We start from the raw sequence: 16,567 nt of genomic DNA on the forward strand, positions 1-16,567 counted from the left end.
TGACATTCTTAGATACAATCCCTCTGAGGAGCGATTATCTAATATAAAATTCTGAAAACTTTTGAAGTTTAGAGACTTAGAGCGATTCAAAGAACTTGGGATGAGTGATAGATTCTTGATTTAGATATCAGTTTATCGCTCTTAAATCGTTTATCAAATGTGTAATCCCTAATTCTTTATAGGGTTAATTTATTTAAGGCTTTCAATAGCTTGAATCTACCGCGATTTGTTGTCTAAACTGATAAAAAACTGTTTTGTTCAGAGCGATCGCTTTACCAAAGTAATTTTAGATTTCAACGATTTCAGCCCCCTATTTTCAACAACCGCCATGCAGCGCGAATTCGGAAAACTTCCGTCGATTCCCCAGTTTCCTTTCTGGAACAATTTGCCTACTCCGGTGAAGACAATTGTTCGGCCGATGTTATTGGCTTCAGTGGGGCTTCATGCGCTATTGCTGTTTGTGCCTCTTCCGGGTGAAAATCAGCCGTCAAAACCCACGCCAGAAAAGACGGTCAAAGTCACCCAGCTACCGCCCACCAGCCAGTCAAAGTCAAAGGCTCAACCGTTGGCTAAAGCCACGATCGCGCCGTCGCCCAAGCGTGTGATGCCAGCCGCCCGCCCCAATGCGATCACGATTCCGTCACTGATCAAGCCAAAACCCGTCGAATCTGCACCCGAAACCGCCGCAGCCTCCAAGTCAGCCCCAGCAGCTAACAATCCGTTTGCCGATTTTCCTCGCTATGCCAATGCCAAGCCGGGTTCTTTTGAGTCACTGCCAGCAGCGCTAAGTCCGTTGAGTTTTCAGACGGGTGATCCGTTAACAACCGTAGAGGCTTTCTTTAGGAGTGAACTCCCTAAAAAACAGTTTGAAATTGGATCTCCGACTAATCTTGGCGACGTTAAGGCTATTTCAGTTACCAAGGGCGGAGTCACAAAATATCTGCACCTAATGACCCGCGCTGGTAAGGGAACGGTCTTCTTTCTGCTGGATAATGCGATCGATATTAATTCGCTTCCCAAAGACACCAAGATTCAAACTGAGCCACCAGAAAAGCTAGAGCTAACTCAACTCTTCACAGAGCTTGCAGATCAGGTCAACTTTGTGACGAATAATCCTGAACAAGAACTGAACGACCCGATCTTTGTTTCAGCATCAGGCATCGAGTTTGATCAAGGAAAAGCCACCGCGATCGGAGCAGGCACCACAGTTCCATTGGCGCAGTTAGATGCACAGTTGCAGTCGCAATTAGCTAATATTGGATTTACGGTGACAGCATCGGGCAGTTATGGGGGCGGCACTGTTTATCAAATCACCAAAAATTCTTACTCGCGCTATCTCACGATCGCTCCCACTAAAGATGGTGGCGGTTGGGTTTATGTTTTTGAGAAGGCTCCAGGTTAGCAGAGGTTGTTATGAGTGAACCACTAGAAATTATTGAATTGGGACATCCCATTTTGCGTCAGACTGCACAACCGATTTTGAACGTTCAAGATCAAACAATTCAGACGCTGATTGACGATTTGTTGTTGACGGTTAAACAGGCAAACGGAGTAGGTATTGCCGCCCCACAAGTCGCGCGATCGTCTCAGTTGATGATTGTGGCATCTCGTCCTAATCCTCGTTACCCAACTGCGCCAGAGATGCAGCCGACTGCGATTTTGAATCCACGTATTTTGTCGCACTCAACCGAAACAGTCATCGGATGGGAAGGGTGTTTGAGCATTCCGGGGATTCGGGGGAAGGTGCCAAGATATCAGGCAGTCGAGATTGAATATACCGATCGCAATGGCACGCTACAAAAAATGGAAATGACCAATTTCATCGCCCGAATTTTTCAGCACGAATTCGATCATTTCAATGGCATGGTGTTTCTCGATCGAGTCGAAACCACTGAAGCGTTAGTGACCGAAAAAGAATATCAAAGACAAATGGAAGCGTTAGCGAAAGAATAAATAACGGGCACCAATTCCAAACAGAAAAATGCCGTAGAGTTTTTTCATCAATTCACTACTAATGAGCGGTTGATTAGCGAATAGCGCTCCAAAAAGATTGCCGACTAATAAGCCTGCTGCGATCAAAACAGCATCTCGAACGTTGAGATTGCCATTGCGCTGATAGACGATCGCGCCTAGAACTCCGATCGGGAGAATTTGAGCCGCGATCGACGTTCCGGTTGCAAACTTTTGATCCATTCCCATTAACAGCACCATTGCCGGAACCATAATCGCACCGCCTCCGATGCCAAACATGCCGCCAGCAATGCCAGCCGCTAACCCAATCAACAATAGTTGAATAATCTCAGTAGACATTCGATAAGCTCCCTTCAACCGTGTTTGTAGAAGACTTTATCGTAGAGCAACCTTTCTCAAAAAGGAGTCATCAAAGCTAGATTTTGCGATACCCTCTCAAAAACGATTGCGACAGATTGAACGATCGTGGGAGGAGACACGACAGTCGTGCCCCTACTTTTTCTGTACGAGCATGGCACAGCAGTACCCTTACGCAAAATCATGGCATCCCGTGCGCCGATCGTTTCTGCTTCGGCTCCATCCTCACCGTGAGTCGGGCTAATACATTTTCCACTCCCCTGCGCGCTTGGGTCAGATGAATCGGGTCGTTCATCATCACAAAAAGAAAATTCCCAGCCAAAAGCATGGACTCGATTTCAAAAACCGCCTGATCAACTTCCGTATTGGGATCTATCTCTCCCAAGTCTTGCGCCTCAAGGATGCACTGCCTCAATAATGCCAGCCAATTGCCCAATATCTCAACGACTCGATCACGCGCTGGACCAGGACGTGTGTCAAGCTCCGCAGCGACTGAGGCAAAAAAACATCCACCCGGAAAAACTCTGCGTTCGAGATGTGAAAGAAATGAACTAGCCAATGTCTTGAGCCGCTCAGTTCCTGCTTGCGCCTTCATTGCAGGCTGAAGCACTTCACTATCAAAAATCACGGCTGCTGTTTCGATCGTCGCTAACTCCAATTCTTCTTTGGATTTGAAGTGCGCGTAGAGTCCACTTTTGCTCATCCCAATTTCAGTGGCTAGGTCTCCAAGCGACAAGCCAGTCAGTCCCTTCGTGGTTGCCAGCTTCGCCGCAGTGAGCAGAATGGTGGTGCGGCTGGACTGTCCCTTCGATCGGCGGGGTTCGTCGCTTTCGGAACTGATCATAGATAACGAATCAACGCTCATAACATAACATAAAGTAACATTTATATCTTGACAGTAGCACGAACGGTCGTCATAATCGAGGTAAGTAAAAGAACGAACGGTCGTTTTATATACTGTTCTTCCCAACAACTCAAACTTACAGACTGGAGAAAACCTATGCCCTTAGTAAATGTGAAACTGATCGAAGGCGTTTTCACGTCAGCGCAAAAACAGGAGATGATCCGCAAGCTCACTGACACAATGGTGTCGATCGAAGGCGAGAACCTGCGCCCAGTGACGTGGGTAGTGATCGAAGAGGTTAAGAGCGGCGACTGGGGAATTGGTGGCGATTCCCTTACCACTCACGATGTGCAGGCACTTGCAGCGGGCAAGTCCAAAGTCAACACCTAACCCTGCGCCGCAGTGACCCGATCATCGCGCTGTGATTGCAAGCGTGACCCTCCGTGGGTCGGGTCGCTAAGATTGAGTTAATGTTAGTTCGACGAGTTTTTTCGCTTCGTTGTCGGTGGCTTCTACCCCCTAAATCCCCCAGAATGGGGAATTCAGGGAGCTCTCCCAAATTCACACTGCCTTCGGCTCAGCAAAGCTGTTCGAAGCGAACTACTTCTGTCGAACTGCCGTTAAGTTATTAGGCACTCAAGACAACATCGGCACTTACCGATATAGCCAAACTCTCAGCAGCGAAAGCAATTGATCGGTGTCAACTGGCTTTGTGATGTAGTCAGAAGCGCCCGCCTCGATGCACTTTTCGCGATCGCCCTGCATCGCTTTTGCCGTCAGCGAAATGATTGGTAAAGATCGAAAACGATTTTGCGATCGAATCGCGCGAGTTGCCTCATGACCATCCATTTCTGGCATCATCACATCCATCAACACAATGTTGACATCGAGATTTTCTTCTAACGTGGTGATGCCGTCTCTGCCGTTTTCAGCAAACACGACTTGCATTTGATAACGCTCTAACAGGCTGGTAATCGCAAAAATGTTCCGCACATCATCATCGACAATCAGAACTTTTTTGCCCGTCAAAACTGAATCTGTTTGCCGTAAATCTTCTAAAATTTGACGCTTGGGCTGAGGCAAATTGGCTTGCACTCGATGCAGAAATAACGCCGTTTCGTCGAGTAATCGCTCTGGCGATCGCACGTCTTTGACAATGATTGTTTCGGCTAATCGCTTCAGTTGAGTTTCTTCTTGGCGAGTTAACTCTTTGCCCGTGTAAACCACGATCGGAGGTTTCGATCGGCCCGACTGCTGCCGAATCTGTTCCATTAGCTCAAAGCCGTTCATATCAGGCAAGCCCAGGTCTAAAATAATGCAGTCAAAGTGCGTCGATCGCAGGGCTTCTAGCGCGTCTTCCCCTGAGCCAACTGCCGTACTCTCAACGTCACCATTCCCAATCAGTTCGATAATGCTTTGAGCTTGCACCGCATCATCTTCGATTACTAAAAGGCGTTTAATCGGACGATCGACGAAACTCTTAATTTCTGATAGCGCTTCTGTTAACGACTCTGAAGAAATTGGCTTTTGCAAATAATCGATCGCGCCTAGCTGAAAACCCCGCTGCAAGCGATCGTCACTCGAAATAATATGAATTGGAATGTGACGAATATCGGGATCATGTTTAATACGATCGAGCACCGTCCAGCCATCCATATCGGGCAGATGAATGTCGAGCAAAATTGCATCAGGAACAAACCGCCGCGCCAGATTTAACCCCGGCCCGCCGCGTAGCGCCACCAAAACCTTGAAGCCCTGCTGCCTTGATAAATCGAGCAAGATGCGAGCGAAGTTAATATCATCTTCAATAATCAGCAGAACGCGATTTTCATCCCGCAGGCTGGCGCGATCGCCCGGTTGAATGATGTCTCGATCGTCCGCAACTTCGTTCATAGATAGCGTAGCAGCCACTGGCTCTATCGCAGGCACCACCGATGGGCTGACGGGGCGCACCGACGGCAAAACCTCTTCAGGGTTACTAATATCTGTGTCTGGTTTCTGATAAGTTTGGGGCAAATACAATGAGAACGTGCTGCCCTCTCCGGGACAACTCACCACCTTGATCACACCGCCCAAAAGATAAGCCAATTCGCGGCTGATAGACAGCCCTAGCCCTGTACCGCCATATTTGCGACTCGTTGTGCCATCGGCTTGCTGAAACGCTTCAAAAATGATCTGTTGTTGCTCGATCGGAATGCCAATCCCTGTATCTGTGACCGAGAAGGCGATCGTCGGATTTTCGGTTAGCGTGTTGAGCAACGTCACCTCTGTTAGGTGAATGCGAAGGACAATGCCGCCTCGTTCAGTAAATTTGAAGGCATTAGACAGCAGATTTTTGAGGATTTGTTGCAGACGCTTGGCATCGGTCGAAATGATCTGAGGCAGGTGAGCATCGAGTTCGATCGTAAAGCTGAGTCCTTTAGCTTGGGCAACCTGCTGAAACGTGCCCTCTAAAAAGCTTTTTAGGTTGGCAAATGAGAGCCGCTCAGGGTCGATCGACAACGTGCCCGATTCGATTTTTGCGAGGTCTAAAATATCGTTGATTAATTCCAGCAGATCTCTTCCAGCAGAGTGAATAGTGCAGCTATATTCCACCTGCTTTGCGCTCAGATTGCCCTCAGAGTTTTCTTTCAGTAATTGTGCCAAAATCAGCAAACTATTTAATGGAGTTCGCAACTCGTGAGACATATTTGCCAAAAACTCTGACTTATATCTTGACGACAGCGATAACTGTGCGGCTTTCTCTTCTAGCGCTTGTCTCGCCTCCTCAATCTCTTGATTTTTGTGTTCAACTTCTTGCTTTTGAACTTCGAGTAACTCTGCTTTTTCTTCTAACTCTTCGTTTAACTGCTGCAATTCTTCGTTTGACTGCTGCAATTCTTCCTGCTGTTGCTGCAACCGCATTTCTGATGCCTGAAGAACTCTCGCTTGTCCTTCTAACTGCTGATTGCTGTCTTGTAGTTCTGCTTGTTGGGCTTGCAGTTCTTCAGCAAGTGTTTGAGTCTCTTCTAGAAGTTGTTGAGTTCGCATATCAGCCGCGATCGTGTTAAGTGCTACCCCGATCGTTTCACTCACTTCCTCTAGAAAGGCTAGATGAGCATCGGTAAAACGCTGCAACGAGGCAAGCTCAATCACTGCAACCACCTGTTTTTCAAACGTCACAGGCAACACAATTAAACTGCGTGGAGAGACACTGCCTAACGCTGAATGAATGTGAAAATAATCACTAGGAACATTGTTTAACACAATGGCGCGCTTTTCGAGGGCACACTGTCCGACTAACCCTTCGCCCAACGCGATCGAGTTGACTCGCGATCGTGACTCATCACCCGCATAACTCCCCAAATGGATTAATCGAGGTTGACCATTGCGGATATCGAGTTCATAGAATGCGGCTTGCTGGGCATCGACGATCGCGGCTAAATTTGACAACAGTGCGTTTGAGATCGTCGCCAGATTGCGCCGCCCTTGCAGCATTTGACTCACGTCCGCCAAACTTGTTTTGAGCCAGGTTTGCTCCTCATTTTTTTGAGTGCTTTCGCGCAAACGAGTGATCATGTGGTTGATCGTGCGCGATAAAACCCCAACTTCATCTTGACGATCGGTGACGGGCAGACTTACCGCCAAATCACCATCCCCAACTTTTTCTGCCACTTTAGAAACGTCATCGAGCGGTTTAGAGATGTGCCGATTGAGCAAAACTCCTAACAATGTGAGCAGAGCTAGCGCGAGTGGAACGCCATAAGTGATGCTTGCGATCGTGTCACGGGCAGCAGTCTCAGCAGCCCCGGTGCGTTGCCGAAGTAAGTCTCGCTCTTTGGCTTCCATTTGCCCGATCGTGCGACGAATCTCATCCATCAATCGTTTGCCACGATCGCTACGAACTATGACAAGCGATGCGTCAAGCCCTTTGGTGCGACGCAGGTCAATTCCTTCTTTCAACACCGCAAGTCTACCTCTAACCAATGGCTCCAGCACTTCAACATTGCGCTGCTGGCTGGGGTTGTCTGCGGTTAACTGTCGAACACCGCTAATCTTCTGGTCTAGCTTACTGATTGCTGCTTGATAAGGCTCAAGATAGCGAGGTTCACCCGTGAGAATATAGCCGCGTTGCCCAGTTTCAGCGTCTTTTGCAAGGGAGAAAATTTCTCCTAGCTCATTTAGCACCTGATAGGTGTGCGTTTCTTGACGGGCACTTTCAACAAGCTGGTGAGTGCCCCGATAAGCAATAAACCCCACGACAGAAAAGATTGCTAAACCGAGGGCAAAGCCTGAGCCAATTTTGGTGCCAATCTTTAAGCGGTTTAACATGAAGAGACTTTGCCGATAGCGTTTCTAAATCAAGGATAGCGAAGTTTGAAGACAGATCAATGAGTTGACTATTCTAATCGCTGAACGACGGCTCGATCATTCTCTCTTTGATAGCGAAAATAGTTGTTAGCGATGTATATCTTAGTGTAGATTTTGACATCTTGAAGTATAATTTTTTGAATTAAATCTACTGGACATTTTTATGGAGCAAAAACGCACAAGTCTTTCTCCAGGAAGAGGGGATCTTGCCATTCCAGATAAGACAATCTAAGTGGAAATCTAGTTCTAGAGCAGAGAACTCCGATGAATTACTGGTCTTCTCAGCGTAGGAATCCCTGCGTTTTGGTCGTCGATGATGTGATCGATAACTCTTACTTGCTGCAAGTGCTTTTAGAGGGTGAAGGCTATCAGGTTGAAATCGCCGATAGCGGACGTGCCGCGATCGCTAAGATTAGCGCGTCTCCTCCTGATCTCGTTTTGTTAGATGTCATGATGCCAGAGATGAACGGTTTTGAAGTGGCGCAACAGATTCGCCAAAATCAAAAACTTTCGTCGCTCCCGATTGTTTTAGTGACGGGTCACGATTCTCTTCAGCCATCGGCGCTTGAGACGGTGAAAGTCAATGGACTGATTCGGAAGCCGATCGATTTTGAAGAAGTGCTGACGAAAGTTGAATCAGTCTTAACTACACAGAAGTAAGTTCAGGAAAGACAATCAACTGAACCAGATTTAAAGATGTTTTCTGAACTTGAATCTTTTGAGACTTTTGAACGCATCTAAAACGACCAATTGCTCTTCTAGAGTCAGTTTGTCAAGCAAATCCTGCACCCAATCTTCTTGCCGGATCTCTGAATAATCTCGCTGCATAGCTTTTCGACACATTTTCGTTTCAGATAGTGTGTTTGACATCGGCTCGAATACTTGATCCTGAGATTATCAAAATTGCATACCCGAATCATAAAGAAAAAATTAAAACTTATCAATAGTTTTCAAAAATTAGCACGATCGTCGAATACGATTGCGGCGACTGGCAAAATCTGTCACAGTAGTTGCCCAACGCATCTCCATCTCAATGGCAAAGCTCCGCGAAATCTATCTACCCACCACTCTCAAAGACCACTTGGTCAAAGGGCATCCCTGGGTCTATCGAAATCACATTTCTGAAGCGGTGCATTTATCGTCAGGAAGTTGGGTAAAAGTTCGCTGTGGCGGCTGGACAGGCTATGGATTGTGGGATGCTAATGGCGCGATCGCAGTCCGCATTTTCTCCGATCGTGATCTCCCCACACCTCCCTGGTTTCGACAGCAGATTCAAGCCGCCTGGGAGTTGCGATCGGCGCTCAGAGATCAAGGCTGCACCGCCTATCGCTGGTTGTTTGGCGAGGGAGATGGACTGCCAGGGTTAACTGTCGATTTATATGGAGATTTTGCGGTCGTGCAAACCTATATGCCGGGGGCAGAAGAACTGTTAGATTGGCTCGTCAAGTCGCTGATCGCAATTAAACCACTTGAAGGCATCTCCCTACGAACTCAGCACGGCGATCGGGCAGACGGTGATAGCAAAACTCAACTGTTATGGGGCAAACCCGCTCCTCAAGCATTAATCGTGGAGGAACATGGCTTAAAGTTTCAAGTAAATTTGCACACCGGACAAAAGACCGGATTGTTTCTCGACCATCGCGAAAATCGGCGGTTTGTCGAAGGGCTGAGTCGCGATCGAGACGTGCTGAATTGTTTCTCCTACACGGGCGCTTTTTCACTCTATGCGCTGCGCGGCAACGCCCGCCATGTCACGAGTGTAGACATCGGCAAAGGGTTGGCAGAGTCGGCAGACCAGAATATTGCCCTCAATCATCTCGATGCTACCCGACATCAATTCATCACTCAAGACTGCTTTGAGTTGTTGGATGGTTACGCTCAAGAAAAACGCAATTTTGACCTAATTATTCTCGACCCGCCCAGTTTTGCCAAGAGCAAGCAAAACCGCTATGCTGCTTTGCGCGGCTACACCAAACTCAATGCTTTAGCGCTGCGATGTCTCGCTCCCAATGGGTTGCTGGTGTCGGCAAGCTGCACAAGTCAGGTGAGTCCTGAAGCGTTTAAGGATATGTTGGCGACCGCAGGTGCCTCAGCAGGGCGACGCGTTCAAATCATTCATGAAGCAGGACACGCGATCGACCATCCCGTCCCGGCGCAATTTCCAGAAGGACGCTATCTCAAGTTTGTGGTTGGACGGGTTCGATAGTGGGGCGATCGCAGACGCTGTTGGTGACAGTAGATCGTAGACAGTCTCGTGCAAAAAATTTAGGCATATAGCAATTGATTCATAATCTCATCAGCCGTCAGCGCACTCACTAGAATGCCAATCCGCCCTGCGACTTCGTAAGCATTTTTCTGAGGCACAATAATAATCCCAGAGTGTTGTTTGTCCTCCACGTATTCGAGATGCAACCGCTCAAAATCGACTCGGTTATGGGTCAAAATACATCTGCCCAGAGAAGTTGCGAATTTAAGCTGTTCACGATCGGTTCTGCCGAGGGTTGCCTGTTCAGGAACAGTTGTGACATCAAGACCACGCGATCGCAACAGTACAGCAACCAATGCCGACATATCCTCATCGGTGTAAAGTGCTGCAAAAATTGTCACGATGTGCCCAATGCCGCCTTTACAGATGGATGTACCAACTCATCAGGCACTTGGTTTCGCTCAATATACTCATTAATCTCTGTTTGATGATCGAGATAGAAACTCAGGGCATCAAACACTTGTGCCAGAGTGAGATGCGGCAAATGGTTGAGAATTTCTTCTGGCATCACGCCTAACCGCCACAAACCCACAATGGCGCGGACTGATGTACGAGTGCCGATAATAATTGGCTCTCCGCTCAAAATCTCAGAGTTGCGAGTAACGTAGCGAGAGGGAGTCTCAGCAATCATAGAACTGATTATTTAGTAGGACTATCGCTACCTCTAGTTTACCTGATTGAGTTTTGTTTATGCTTCAGCCAATCAAGGGACGATCGACCATCCCGTCCCGGCGCAGTTTCCAGAAGGACGCTATCTCAAATTTGTGGTTGGGCGAGTTCGATGAGTGGTGCAACATGGGCTACACTACCTTTCATAGACCTGATTACTTGGAGCAACATGGAGATGTCTGAAGTAATTGAGATCCCCGCTGAACTGACTCGTTTTCGACTTCCAAATGCTGTCCAAGAACGGCTTCAACGTTTGCTCGATCGCCAAGACACAGGTGAAGAACTGACTCAAGCAGAACGTCAAGAAGCAGAAGGATTGGTCGAGTTAGCAGAATTCTTATCGCTGATTCACCTGCGATCGCAGCGGGTGACAAAACAGGCATAGATGTCTACGATTCCAACTGCTTTGCGTCGATCTGTCGTCCAAGAAGCAAGTAATCGCTGCGAGTATTGCAGGTTATCTCAAGCAGGGCAAGAGGCAACCTTTCACATTGACCACATCGTACCTGTTGTGGCAGATGGCAAAACGACAGCAGATAATTTGGCGCTTGCCTGCGTCTCTTGTTCACTGCACAAATCTGCTCGGCAGATGGCTAAAGATCCGGTGACAGGAGAACCCGCTCATCTTTTTAACCCACGTCAACAAATCTGGAAAGAGCATTTTCAATGGGATAACGTTCGTGTTGTCGGATTGACTCCTACAGGACGAGCAACGGTTGAAGCTCTCTTGATGAATCGTCCGATAATCCTGTCAATTCGAGCGGAGGAAGAACTTCTGGGTCGGCTTCCACCGCCCTAGATTAAAGGAGGTTGCAGAATAAGTGGATGAAGACGCTATCTCAAATTTGTCGTCGGACGGGTTCGATAGTGGGGCGATCGCATTTGAGAGGATGTTTGAAAAGTAGTCGTTGAACGCAACACCCACCCTGAAATAAATTTCGGGCTAACAAAGGAAAGTCCGTTTCAACGAACCAAGATTCTGCTTCTGATTGGCTTTCAACCCGTTTTAACGGGTTTTGACTATCAGCTCGAAATTTATTTTAGGGCGGGACAGAACCGAAGCGAAGCAGCTTTTTGTACTTTTCAAACATCCTCTAAGATTTAGCTTTGGCTTTCGGATCTGACGAGCTAACATTGCAGCGTTGTTGGGCTGCGTGGTTTATGAACGTAGTTTCCGAATCTGGTTGTCGATTTTCCGAACCAACTCTAAACCTGCTTCTGCTACCGTCTTGTTGATTTTTACTCTTTCCTCCCAACTAACTCTCTTGCCGTCCTCAATTTTCACCATCTCATGTGCAGCTTTATTCCTAGCCTTTCTCCAATGATCAAGATCGTTAAGGACAAGACAGCGTAAGAGTTCATCCGTTTTGTTCAACTTATCCGATCTGATTGCCTGAATTAGTTCTCCAAGAGTCTTGAAGCTAAAATCTTTATCGAATAGAAGAGATAAGTAGCTCTCCAAACGATCAGTAATTAGACTTTCTACGATACTAATTGCTTCCAAGTAATAGCCATCATCTATGGATTTTTTAATCCAAGAGAATGAAGATTTATACAGTTTGTATCGTTCTTGACCTATATCGTTATCCAATGCCGTAATAGCTCTTCTTCTGGGTTCAGTCATAAGAGGTCACATAACTAATTTTTTGATAGATTGCTCGAAAAGATAGCTTTCTGGCTACTGTCTCTACCGAAACTTAAGCAGTCTAACTACTATATCGGGCTGAACTATGTCGGGCTGAGCATTCTGCCTCTCATTCTAGAACCGATCAATGAGCAGAAGGCTTCCATTCTTGATGAGAGCGCCCCAAGTTTCCCAGCGTGTCTTCGTCGCCAACCCGCTCACCCAACTATCATAGAAACAGTCATTTTCTCAACGCTCATGCACGCTGCTGAAAACGAAACGTCTCCCGCTAATCTTCTGCGATGTCCCGAACTGCTTGCTCCTGCGGGACATTGGGATTGCGCCAAAGCTGCCGTCGAAAATGGTGCAGACGCGATTTATTTTGGCTTAGATCGGTTTAACGCTCGAATGCGGGCGCAAAACTTCACCGAAGCCGATCTGCCTCAGCTAATGGAGTTTTTGCATCGTCGCGGCGTGAAGGGTTATGTCACCCTCAACACCTTGATTTTTCCAGCAGAGTTAGCGGAAGCCGAACAGTATCTCCGCACCATCATCTCGGCTGGAGTTGATGCGGCGATCGTGCAAGACATTGGCATTTGTCGGCTAATTCGTCACTTGTCACCTGATTTCCCGATTCACGCTTCGACGCAGATGACGATCACCAGCGCCGCCGGAGTAGAGTTTGCCCAAACGATCGGCTGTCAGCTAGTAGTGCTGGCTCGTGAGTGTTCGATCAAAGAAATCAACAAAATTCAGCAGCAGATTGCCGAAAAAAACGTCTCGCTGCCGTTAGAAGTGTTTGTGCATGGGGCGCTGTGTGTTGCTTATTCGGGGCAATGTTTAACCAGTGAGTCACTAGGCGGACGGTCTGCCAATCGCGGCGAATGCGCTCAAGCCTGTCGGATGCCCTATGAATTGATTTCAGATGGTCAGGTGATTGATTTGGGCAATCAAGATAATCGCAAATATCTCTTGAGTCCACAAGATTTGGCGGGGCTAGACGTGCTGCCAGAGTTAGTTAAAACAGGAGTCAGTTGTCTCAAAATTGAGGGGCGATTGAAATCCCCTGAATATGTGGCAAGTGTGACGCGAGTCTATCGACAAGCACTAGATCGGGCAATGTCAGATCTAGAGTCAACCGATCAAGGATCAGAAGACCGCTATAACCTTGAGATGGCGTTCTCACGAGGACTCTATACCGGATGGTTTGAGGGCATTAATAATCAAGCATTAGTTCACGCTCGATTTGGGAAAAAGCGCGGCGTTTACCTGGGCGAAGTCACCCAAATTTGCAATGAACAGATTACGCTACGACTGCAAGCACCCCTTAAGCCGGGAGACGGTGTAGTTTTCGACAGTGGGCACCCCGAAGCCTCAGAAGAAGGCGGACGGATTTACACGATCGATCGTCAAGGACAGGACGCAATTCTCGCATTTGGACGCGGTGCGCTGAACTTCAAAAGAATTCATCTCGGCGATCGCGTCTGGAAAACCAGCGACCCGGAACTCGATCATCAAGTTAGACAAACTTATGCAGGAGATACGCCTCATTTTCAGCGTCCGATTGACCTTGAAATTTATGGAGACATCGGACAAACTCTGGGGGTGATTGCCCGCGATCGCGTCGGTCATGTCGTGCAAGTCGAGTCTGAGATGTTGTTGGTCGAGGCACACAGCAAACCTTTAACGAGCGATCGTCTGCAAGAACAGTTAGGGCGACTCGGCAACACGCCCTTTTGTCTCGATTGCTTGACCAATCATCTCAACAGCTCTGTAATGCTGCCCGTGAGTGAACTAAATCGCATTCGTCGAGAAATTGTTGCCCAGCTAGAAACCCTCCGGGCACAGCCTAAACGCTGGCAGTTTGACTCAAACGCGATGCTTTCAGAGTTGCTTCCTGTTGTTCTCGATCGCACGGTGGCATCTCCCAGGCTTCTAGTCTTAGTTCGCAGTTTGGGTCAACTTCGAGCCGCGTTAGAAACAGACATTCAGACGCTCTACTGTGAGTTTGAAGATCCGCGCACTTATAAACAAGCGGTGCAACTTGTGAGGCAGCACGGCAAGGAAGTTTGGGTTGCGCCGCCTCGAATTATCAAACCTGGAGAAAATTGGATCTTGCAGCAAGTGCGCGATGCTCAGGCAGATGGCTATCTAGTGCGAAACTATGATCAGTTGCAGTTTTTTGAGCAAACTCGCTGCATCGGAGACTTTTCGCTCAACGTCGCTAATGCCTTGACTGCGGACTATTTAATGCAAACGTTTGTCTTAGAGCGAGTCACCGCTTCTTATGATTTAAACATCTCGCAACTGCAAGACCTATTAACGAGCGCTTCTCCCGACTGGTTTGAGGTGACCATTCATCAACACATGCCAATGTTTCATATGGAGCACTGCGTGTTTTGCGCCTTTATGTCAGACGGAACTGACTATACCAACTGCGGGCGACCCTGCGAAAAGCATGACGTAAAACTACGCGATCGGGTCGGGACAGAACACATTCTCACCGCCGATGCTGGGTGCCGCAACACTGTGTTTAACGGCAAAGCGCAAACGGGGGCAGAATATTTTCAATCGCTGGTAAAATTAGGAGTGAATCACTTTCGGATTGAATTTGTCAACGAAGCTCCCGAACACATTAAACACACGATCGAATGCTATCAAAAACTTCTTAAGGGAGAAATTAACGGTTCGCAACTCTGGCGATCGTTAAACCTGCAAAATCAATTAGGGGTGACAAGAGGAACGTTCTGAATAAAGTCACTTCGGCCCCTTCGGAGACTTGCCCACCTGCATTCGCTACATTTTTGTTGGTCTTGCTAGACCCAGGTGGCGCAGAACCCTTTCTATACTTCCGTTTGGGTTAGGTCGAGTCAAAACGCCTTGAGTGGGACTGAAGAGAAACGCCACCAAAAATAGCGTTGAGGAAACAAGCACGATCGCGGGACCAGAAGGCAGATTGTTGTAATAACTGATGTAGACTCCGATGATGCTGGCGATCGCGCCAATCACTGCACCGAGCAACATCATGTGATGCAGTTCTTTGACGAGCAGGTAAGCAGTCAAAGCAGGACCGACCAGCAGCGAAATTACCAGAATGACACCCACGGCTTGCATACTCGCAATAATCGTCAAGGTGATCACTGCCATAAAACCGAAGTAAATCGTATCGACGGGTAAACCAAGCGCTTTTGCACCCATTTGATCAAACGTATAGAACAATAGTTCTTTGTAAAATATTCTAATCGCACACAAAATTAGAAGCGCAATGATTAGCGTTCGATAAATATCAGTCGTTGTTACACCTAAGATATCGCCAAAGAGAAAGCTATCGAGATCAATCTTATTTCGCAGTACAGTAATTAACACAACGCCCAGCGCAAAAAAGCTAGAAAACGTTAACGCCATTGCTGCATCCACTTTAACGCGAGACTGAGAGCGAATCCAAGCAATGATCAATGCACCTGTGATGCCGGAAGCAAAGGCACCAATCAGAATATCAACTCCTAGAAAGAATGAGATCGAGAGTCCTGGCAACACGCAATGAGCAATGACATCTCCTAAAAGCGCCATTCGTTGAACAATCAGATAACTTCCGACAACGGGACAAAGAATTCCGGTGAGAATGCCAATGGCGATCGCATTTCGCATAAATTCATAATTCAATGGCTCAATCAGTAAGTTCAACATATTAATTAACAGAAAAATGTTGGTTCTTCCGCGTGAAATGGAGCCTGCATCGGCACCCCGTAAGCTTGATGCAAATGCTCTGGGGTCATCACAAATTGCGGTGAGCCATCGGCGATCAGGCGCTGATTTAACAGCAAAAGTCGATCGAGTTGATTCAGCATTTGTCCCCAATCATGACTGCTAACGAGCAAGATCTTGCCGTGCGATCGCAGTTCTGCAAATACCTCTAACATCATTGCCTCAGTCTTCTTATCGACTCCCGTAAATGGCTCGTCAAATAAAAACAGATCCGCTTGTTGAGCCAAGGCACGAGCTAGAAAGACTCGCTGCTGCTGTCCACCCGATAATTCTCCAATGCGACGACCCTTTAAGGGCAACATTTCTACTCGTTCCAATGCCGCTTTGACGATCTCCTGAGCCGCCCGACCAGGACGGCGAAACCAGCCTAGCTGCCGAGTTCGTGCCATCATCACCACATTCCAAACCGTGATCGGGTAATCCCAGTCAATCTGCGATCGCTGCGGCACATACGCCACTCGTTCGAGTTGTTGGTGTAAGGGACAAGTGCAGTAGCTTACCTTCCCACCCACCGCCGGAATCAAACCCAGCATCGCCTTCAGCATCGTGCTTTTGCCTGCCCCATTCGGGCCCACAATTCCAACGAGTTGACCCGGCTCAATGCGAAAGCTAATGCGATCGAGTCCACACACTCCGCGATAGTTGACAGCCAGTTGCTGAACCTCTAACATAAAAACCTGAATGAAAATGATTCTCATTATAAGACAATTTCCTCATTTCA

16 protein-coding genes are annotated in these 16,567 nt (G+C 47.6%); 8 read left to right on the forward strand and 8 right to left on the reverse strand.

The features are described from left to right. The first annotated feature begins 328 nt into the window (after positions 1-328). Positions 329-1,402 (forward strand): superantigen-like protein SSL4, encoded by a 1,074-nt coding sequence (locus BRW63_RS05065; RefSeq protein ID WP_143162007.1) that lies wholly within the window; start codon positions 329-331, stop codon positions 1,400-1,402. Between the two features lie 11 nt (positions 1,403-1,413). Next, on the forward strand, positions 1,414-1,953 hold the full coding sequence (gene def / locus BRW63_RS05070) for a peptide deformylase (protein ID WP_073069836.1): 540 nt from the start codon (positions 1,414-1,416) through the stop codon (positions 1,951-1,953). On the opposite strand, the gene BRW63_RS05075 is transcribed toward def, so the two are convergent. After that, complete coding sequence (locus tag BRW63_RS05075; RefSeq protein ID WP_073069837.1) at positions 1,939-2,310, reverse strand: sulfite exporter TauE/SafE family protein; 372 nt, start codon at positions 2,308-2,310, stop codon at positions 1,939-1,941. The two genes, def and BRW63_RS05075, sit on opposite strands and share 15 nt — an antisense overlap. A gap of 199 nt (positions 2,311-2,509) precedes the next feature. Beyond that, on the reverse strand, positions 2,510-3,172 hold the full coding sequence (locus tag BRW63_RS05080) for a TetR/AcrR family transcriptional regulator (protein WP_073069977.1): 663 nt from the start codon (positions 3,170-3,172) through the stop codon (positions 2,510-2,512). A 156-nt stretch (positions 3,173-3,328) separates the two neighbouring features. Here BRW63_RS05080 and BRW63_RS05085 point away from each other — a divergent pair, with 156 nt between their 5' ends. Continuing rightward, positions 3,329-3,562 (forward strand): tautomerase family protein, encoded by a 234-nt coding sequence (locus BRW63_RS05085; RefSeq protein ID WP_073069838.1) that lies wholly within the window; start codon positions 3,329-3,331, stop codon positions 3,560-3,562. 264 nt (positions 3,563-3,826) lie between these two features. On the opposite strand, the gene BRW63_RS05090 is transcribed toward BRW63_RS05085, so the two are convergent. Further along, positions 3,827-7,483 (reverse strand): response regulator, encoded by a 3,657-nt coding sequence (locus BRW63_RS05090; RefSeq protein ID WP_073069839.1) that lies wholly within the window; start codon positions 7,481-7,483, stop codon positions 3,827-3,829. Positions 7,484-7,786: 303 nt separating this feature from the next. Here BRW63_RS05090 and BRW63_RS05095 point away from each other — a divergent pair, with 303 nt between their 5' ends. Both BRW63_RS05095 and BRW63_RS05100 read left to right on the forward strand, forming a co-directional pair. Continuing rightward, positions 7,787-8,182 (forward strand): response regulator, encoded by a 396-nt coding sequence (locus BRW63_RS05095; protein WP_073069840.1) that lies wholly within the window; start codon positions 7,787-7,789, stop codon positions 8,180-8,182. Positions 8,183-8,555: 373 nt separating this feature from the next. Then, positions 8,556-9,728: a class I SAM-dependent rRNA methyltransferase gene (locus BRW63_RS05100; RefSeq protein ID WP_073069978.1), complete on the forward strand. Its 1,173-nt coding sequence runs from the start codon at positions 8,556-8,558 to the stop codon at positions 9,726-9,728. A gap of 59 nt (positions 9,729-9,787) precedes the next feature. On the opposite strand, the gene BRW63_RS05105 is transcribed toward BRW63_RS05100, so the two are convergent. After that, positions 9,788-10,129: a DUF5615 family PIN-like protein gene (locus BRW63_RS05105; RefSeq protein ID WP_073069841.1), complete on the reverse strand. Its 342-nt coding sequence runs from the start codon at positions 10,127-10,129 to the stop codon at positions 9,788-9,790. Next, complete coding sequence (locus BRW63_RS05110) at positions 10,126-10,419, reverse strand: DUF433 domain-containing protein (RefSeq protein WP_073069842.1); 294 nt, start codon at positions 10,417-10,419, stop codon at positions 10,126-10,128. Before BRW63_RS05110 ends, BRW63_RS05105 begins: the two co-directional genes overlap by 4 nt. 213 nt (positions 10,420-10,632) lie before the next feature. Here BRW63_RS05110 and BRW63_RS05115 point away from each other — a divergent pair, with 213 nt between their 5' ends. Next, the gene (locus tag BRW63_RS05115) at positions 10,633-10,842 is read left to right on the forward strand and encodes a hypothetical protein (RefSeq protein ID WP_073069979.1); all 210 of its coding nucleotides are present in this window, start codon (positions 10,633-10,635) and stop codon (positions 10,840-10,842) included. Next, positions 10,843-11,256 carry an HNH endonuclease gene (locus tag BRW63_RS05120; protein ID WP_073069843.1) on the forward strand — a complete coding sequence of 138 codons (414 nt, stop codon included), beginning with the start codon at positions 10,843-10,845 and terminating at the stop codon, positions 11,254-11,256. A 360-nt stretch (positions 11,257-11,616) separates the two neighbouring features. Here BRW63_RS05120 and BRW63_RS05125 read toward each other — a convergent pair whose 3' ends face one another. Continuing rightward, a complete protein-coding gene (locus BRW63_RS05125; RefSeq protein WP_073069844.1) occupies positions 11,617-12,081 on the reverse strand; it encodes a hypothetical protein in 465 nt (154 codons plus the stop codon). Between the two features lie 30 nt (positions 12,082-12,111). On the opposite strand from BRW63_RS05125, the gene BRW63_RS05130 reads away from it, so the two are divergent. After that, complete coding sequence (locus tag BRW63_RS05130) at positions 12,112-14,832, forward strand: U32 family peptidase (RefSeq protein ID WP_244913161.1); 2,721 nt, start codon at positions 12,112-12,114, stop codon at positions 14,830-14,832. A gap of 45 nt (positions 14,833-14,877) precedes the next feature. On the opposite strand, the gene BRW63_RS05135 is transcribed toward BRW63_RS05130, so the two are convergent. Together BRW63_RS05135 and BRW63_RS05140 are read right to left on the reverse strand one after the other, a co-directional pair. Continuing rightward, positions 14,878-15,768: a metal ABC transporter permease gene (locus BRW63_RS05135; protein WP_073069846.1), complete on the reverse strand. Its 891-nt coding sequence runs from the start codon at positions 15,766-15,768 to the stop codon at positions 14,878-14,880. A 5-nt stretch (positions 15,769-15,773) separates the two neighbouring features. Further along, positions 15,774-16,544: a metal ABC transporter ATP-binding protein gene (locus BRW63_RS05140; RefSeq protein WP_244913162.1), complete on the reverse strand. Its 771-nt coding sequence runs from the start codon at positions 16,542-16,544 to the stop codon at positions 15,774-15,776. Positions 16,545-16,567 lie beyond the last annotated feature (23 nt).

The sequence above is a fragment of the Phormidesmis priestleyi ULC007 genome (assembly GCF_001895925.1).
Classification (GTDB): Bacteria; Cyanobacteriota; Cyanobacteriia; order Leptolyngbyales; family Leptolyngbyaceae; genus Phormidesmis_A; species Phormidesmis_A priestleyi_A.

Excerpts from the sequence above, each read along its gene's own strand:
- BRW63_RS05080 (WP_073069977.1), bottom strand. The coding sequence starts at position 3,172 with ATGATCAGTTCCGAAAGCGACGAACCCCGCCGATCGAAGGGACAGTCC.
- BRW63_RS05135 (WP_073069846.1), bottom strand. The coding sequence starts at position 15,768 with ATGTTGAACTTACTGATTGAGCCATTGAATTATGAATTTATGCGAAAT.
- BRW63_RS05115 (WP_073069979.1), top strand. The coding sequence starts at position 10,633 with ATGTCTGAAGTAATTGAGATCCCCGCTGAACTGACTCGTTTTCGACTT.
- BRW63_RS05120 (WP_073069843.1), top strand. The coding sequence starts at position 10,843 with ATGTCTACGATTCCAACTGCTTTGCGTCGATCTGTCGTCCAAGAAGCA.
- BRW63_RS05100 (WP_073069978.1), top strand. The coding sequence starts at position 8,556 with ATGGCAAAGCTCCGCGAAATCTATCTACCCACCACTCTCAAAGACCAC.
- BRW63_RS05075 (WP_073069837.1), bottom strand. The coding sequence starts at position 2,310 with ATGTCTACTGAGATTATTCAACTATTGTTGATTGGGTTAGCGGCTGGC.
- def (WP_073069836.1), top strand. The coding sequence starts at position 1,414 with ATGAGTGAACCACTAGAAATTATTGAATTGGGACATCCCATTTTGCGT.
- BRW63_RS05110 (WP_073069842.1), bottom strand. The coding sequence starts at position 10,419 with ATGATTGCTGAGACTCCCTCTCGCTACGTTACTCGCAACTCTGAGATT.
- BRW63_RS05065 (WP_143162007.1), top strand. The coding sequence starts at position 329 with ATGCAGCGCGAATTCGGAAAACTTCCGTCGATTCCCCAGTTTCCTTTC.
- BRW63_RS05085 (WP_073069838.1), top strand. The coding sequence starts at position 3,329 with ATGCCCTTAGTAAATGTGAAACTGATCGAAGGCGTTTTCACGTCAGCG.
- BRW63_RS05090 (WP_073069839.1), bottom strand. The coding sequence starts at position 7,483 with ATGTTAAACCGCTTAAAGATTGGCACCAAAATTGGCTCAGGCTTTGCC.
- BRW63_RS05095 (WP_073069840.1), top strand. The coding sequence starts at position 7,787 with ATGAATTACTGGTCTTCTCAGCGTAGGAATCCCTGCGTTTTGGTCGTC.
- BRW63_RS05125 (WP_073069844.1), bottom strand. The coding sequence starts at position 12,081 with ATGACTGAACCCAGAAGAAGAGCTATTACGGCATTGGATAACGATATA.
- BRW63_RS05140 (WP_244913162.1), bottom strand. The coding sequence starts at position 16,544 with ATGAGAATCATTTTCATTCAGGTTTTTATGTTAGAGGTTCAGCAACTG.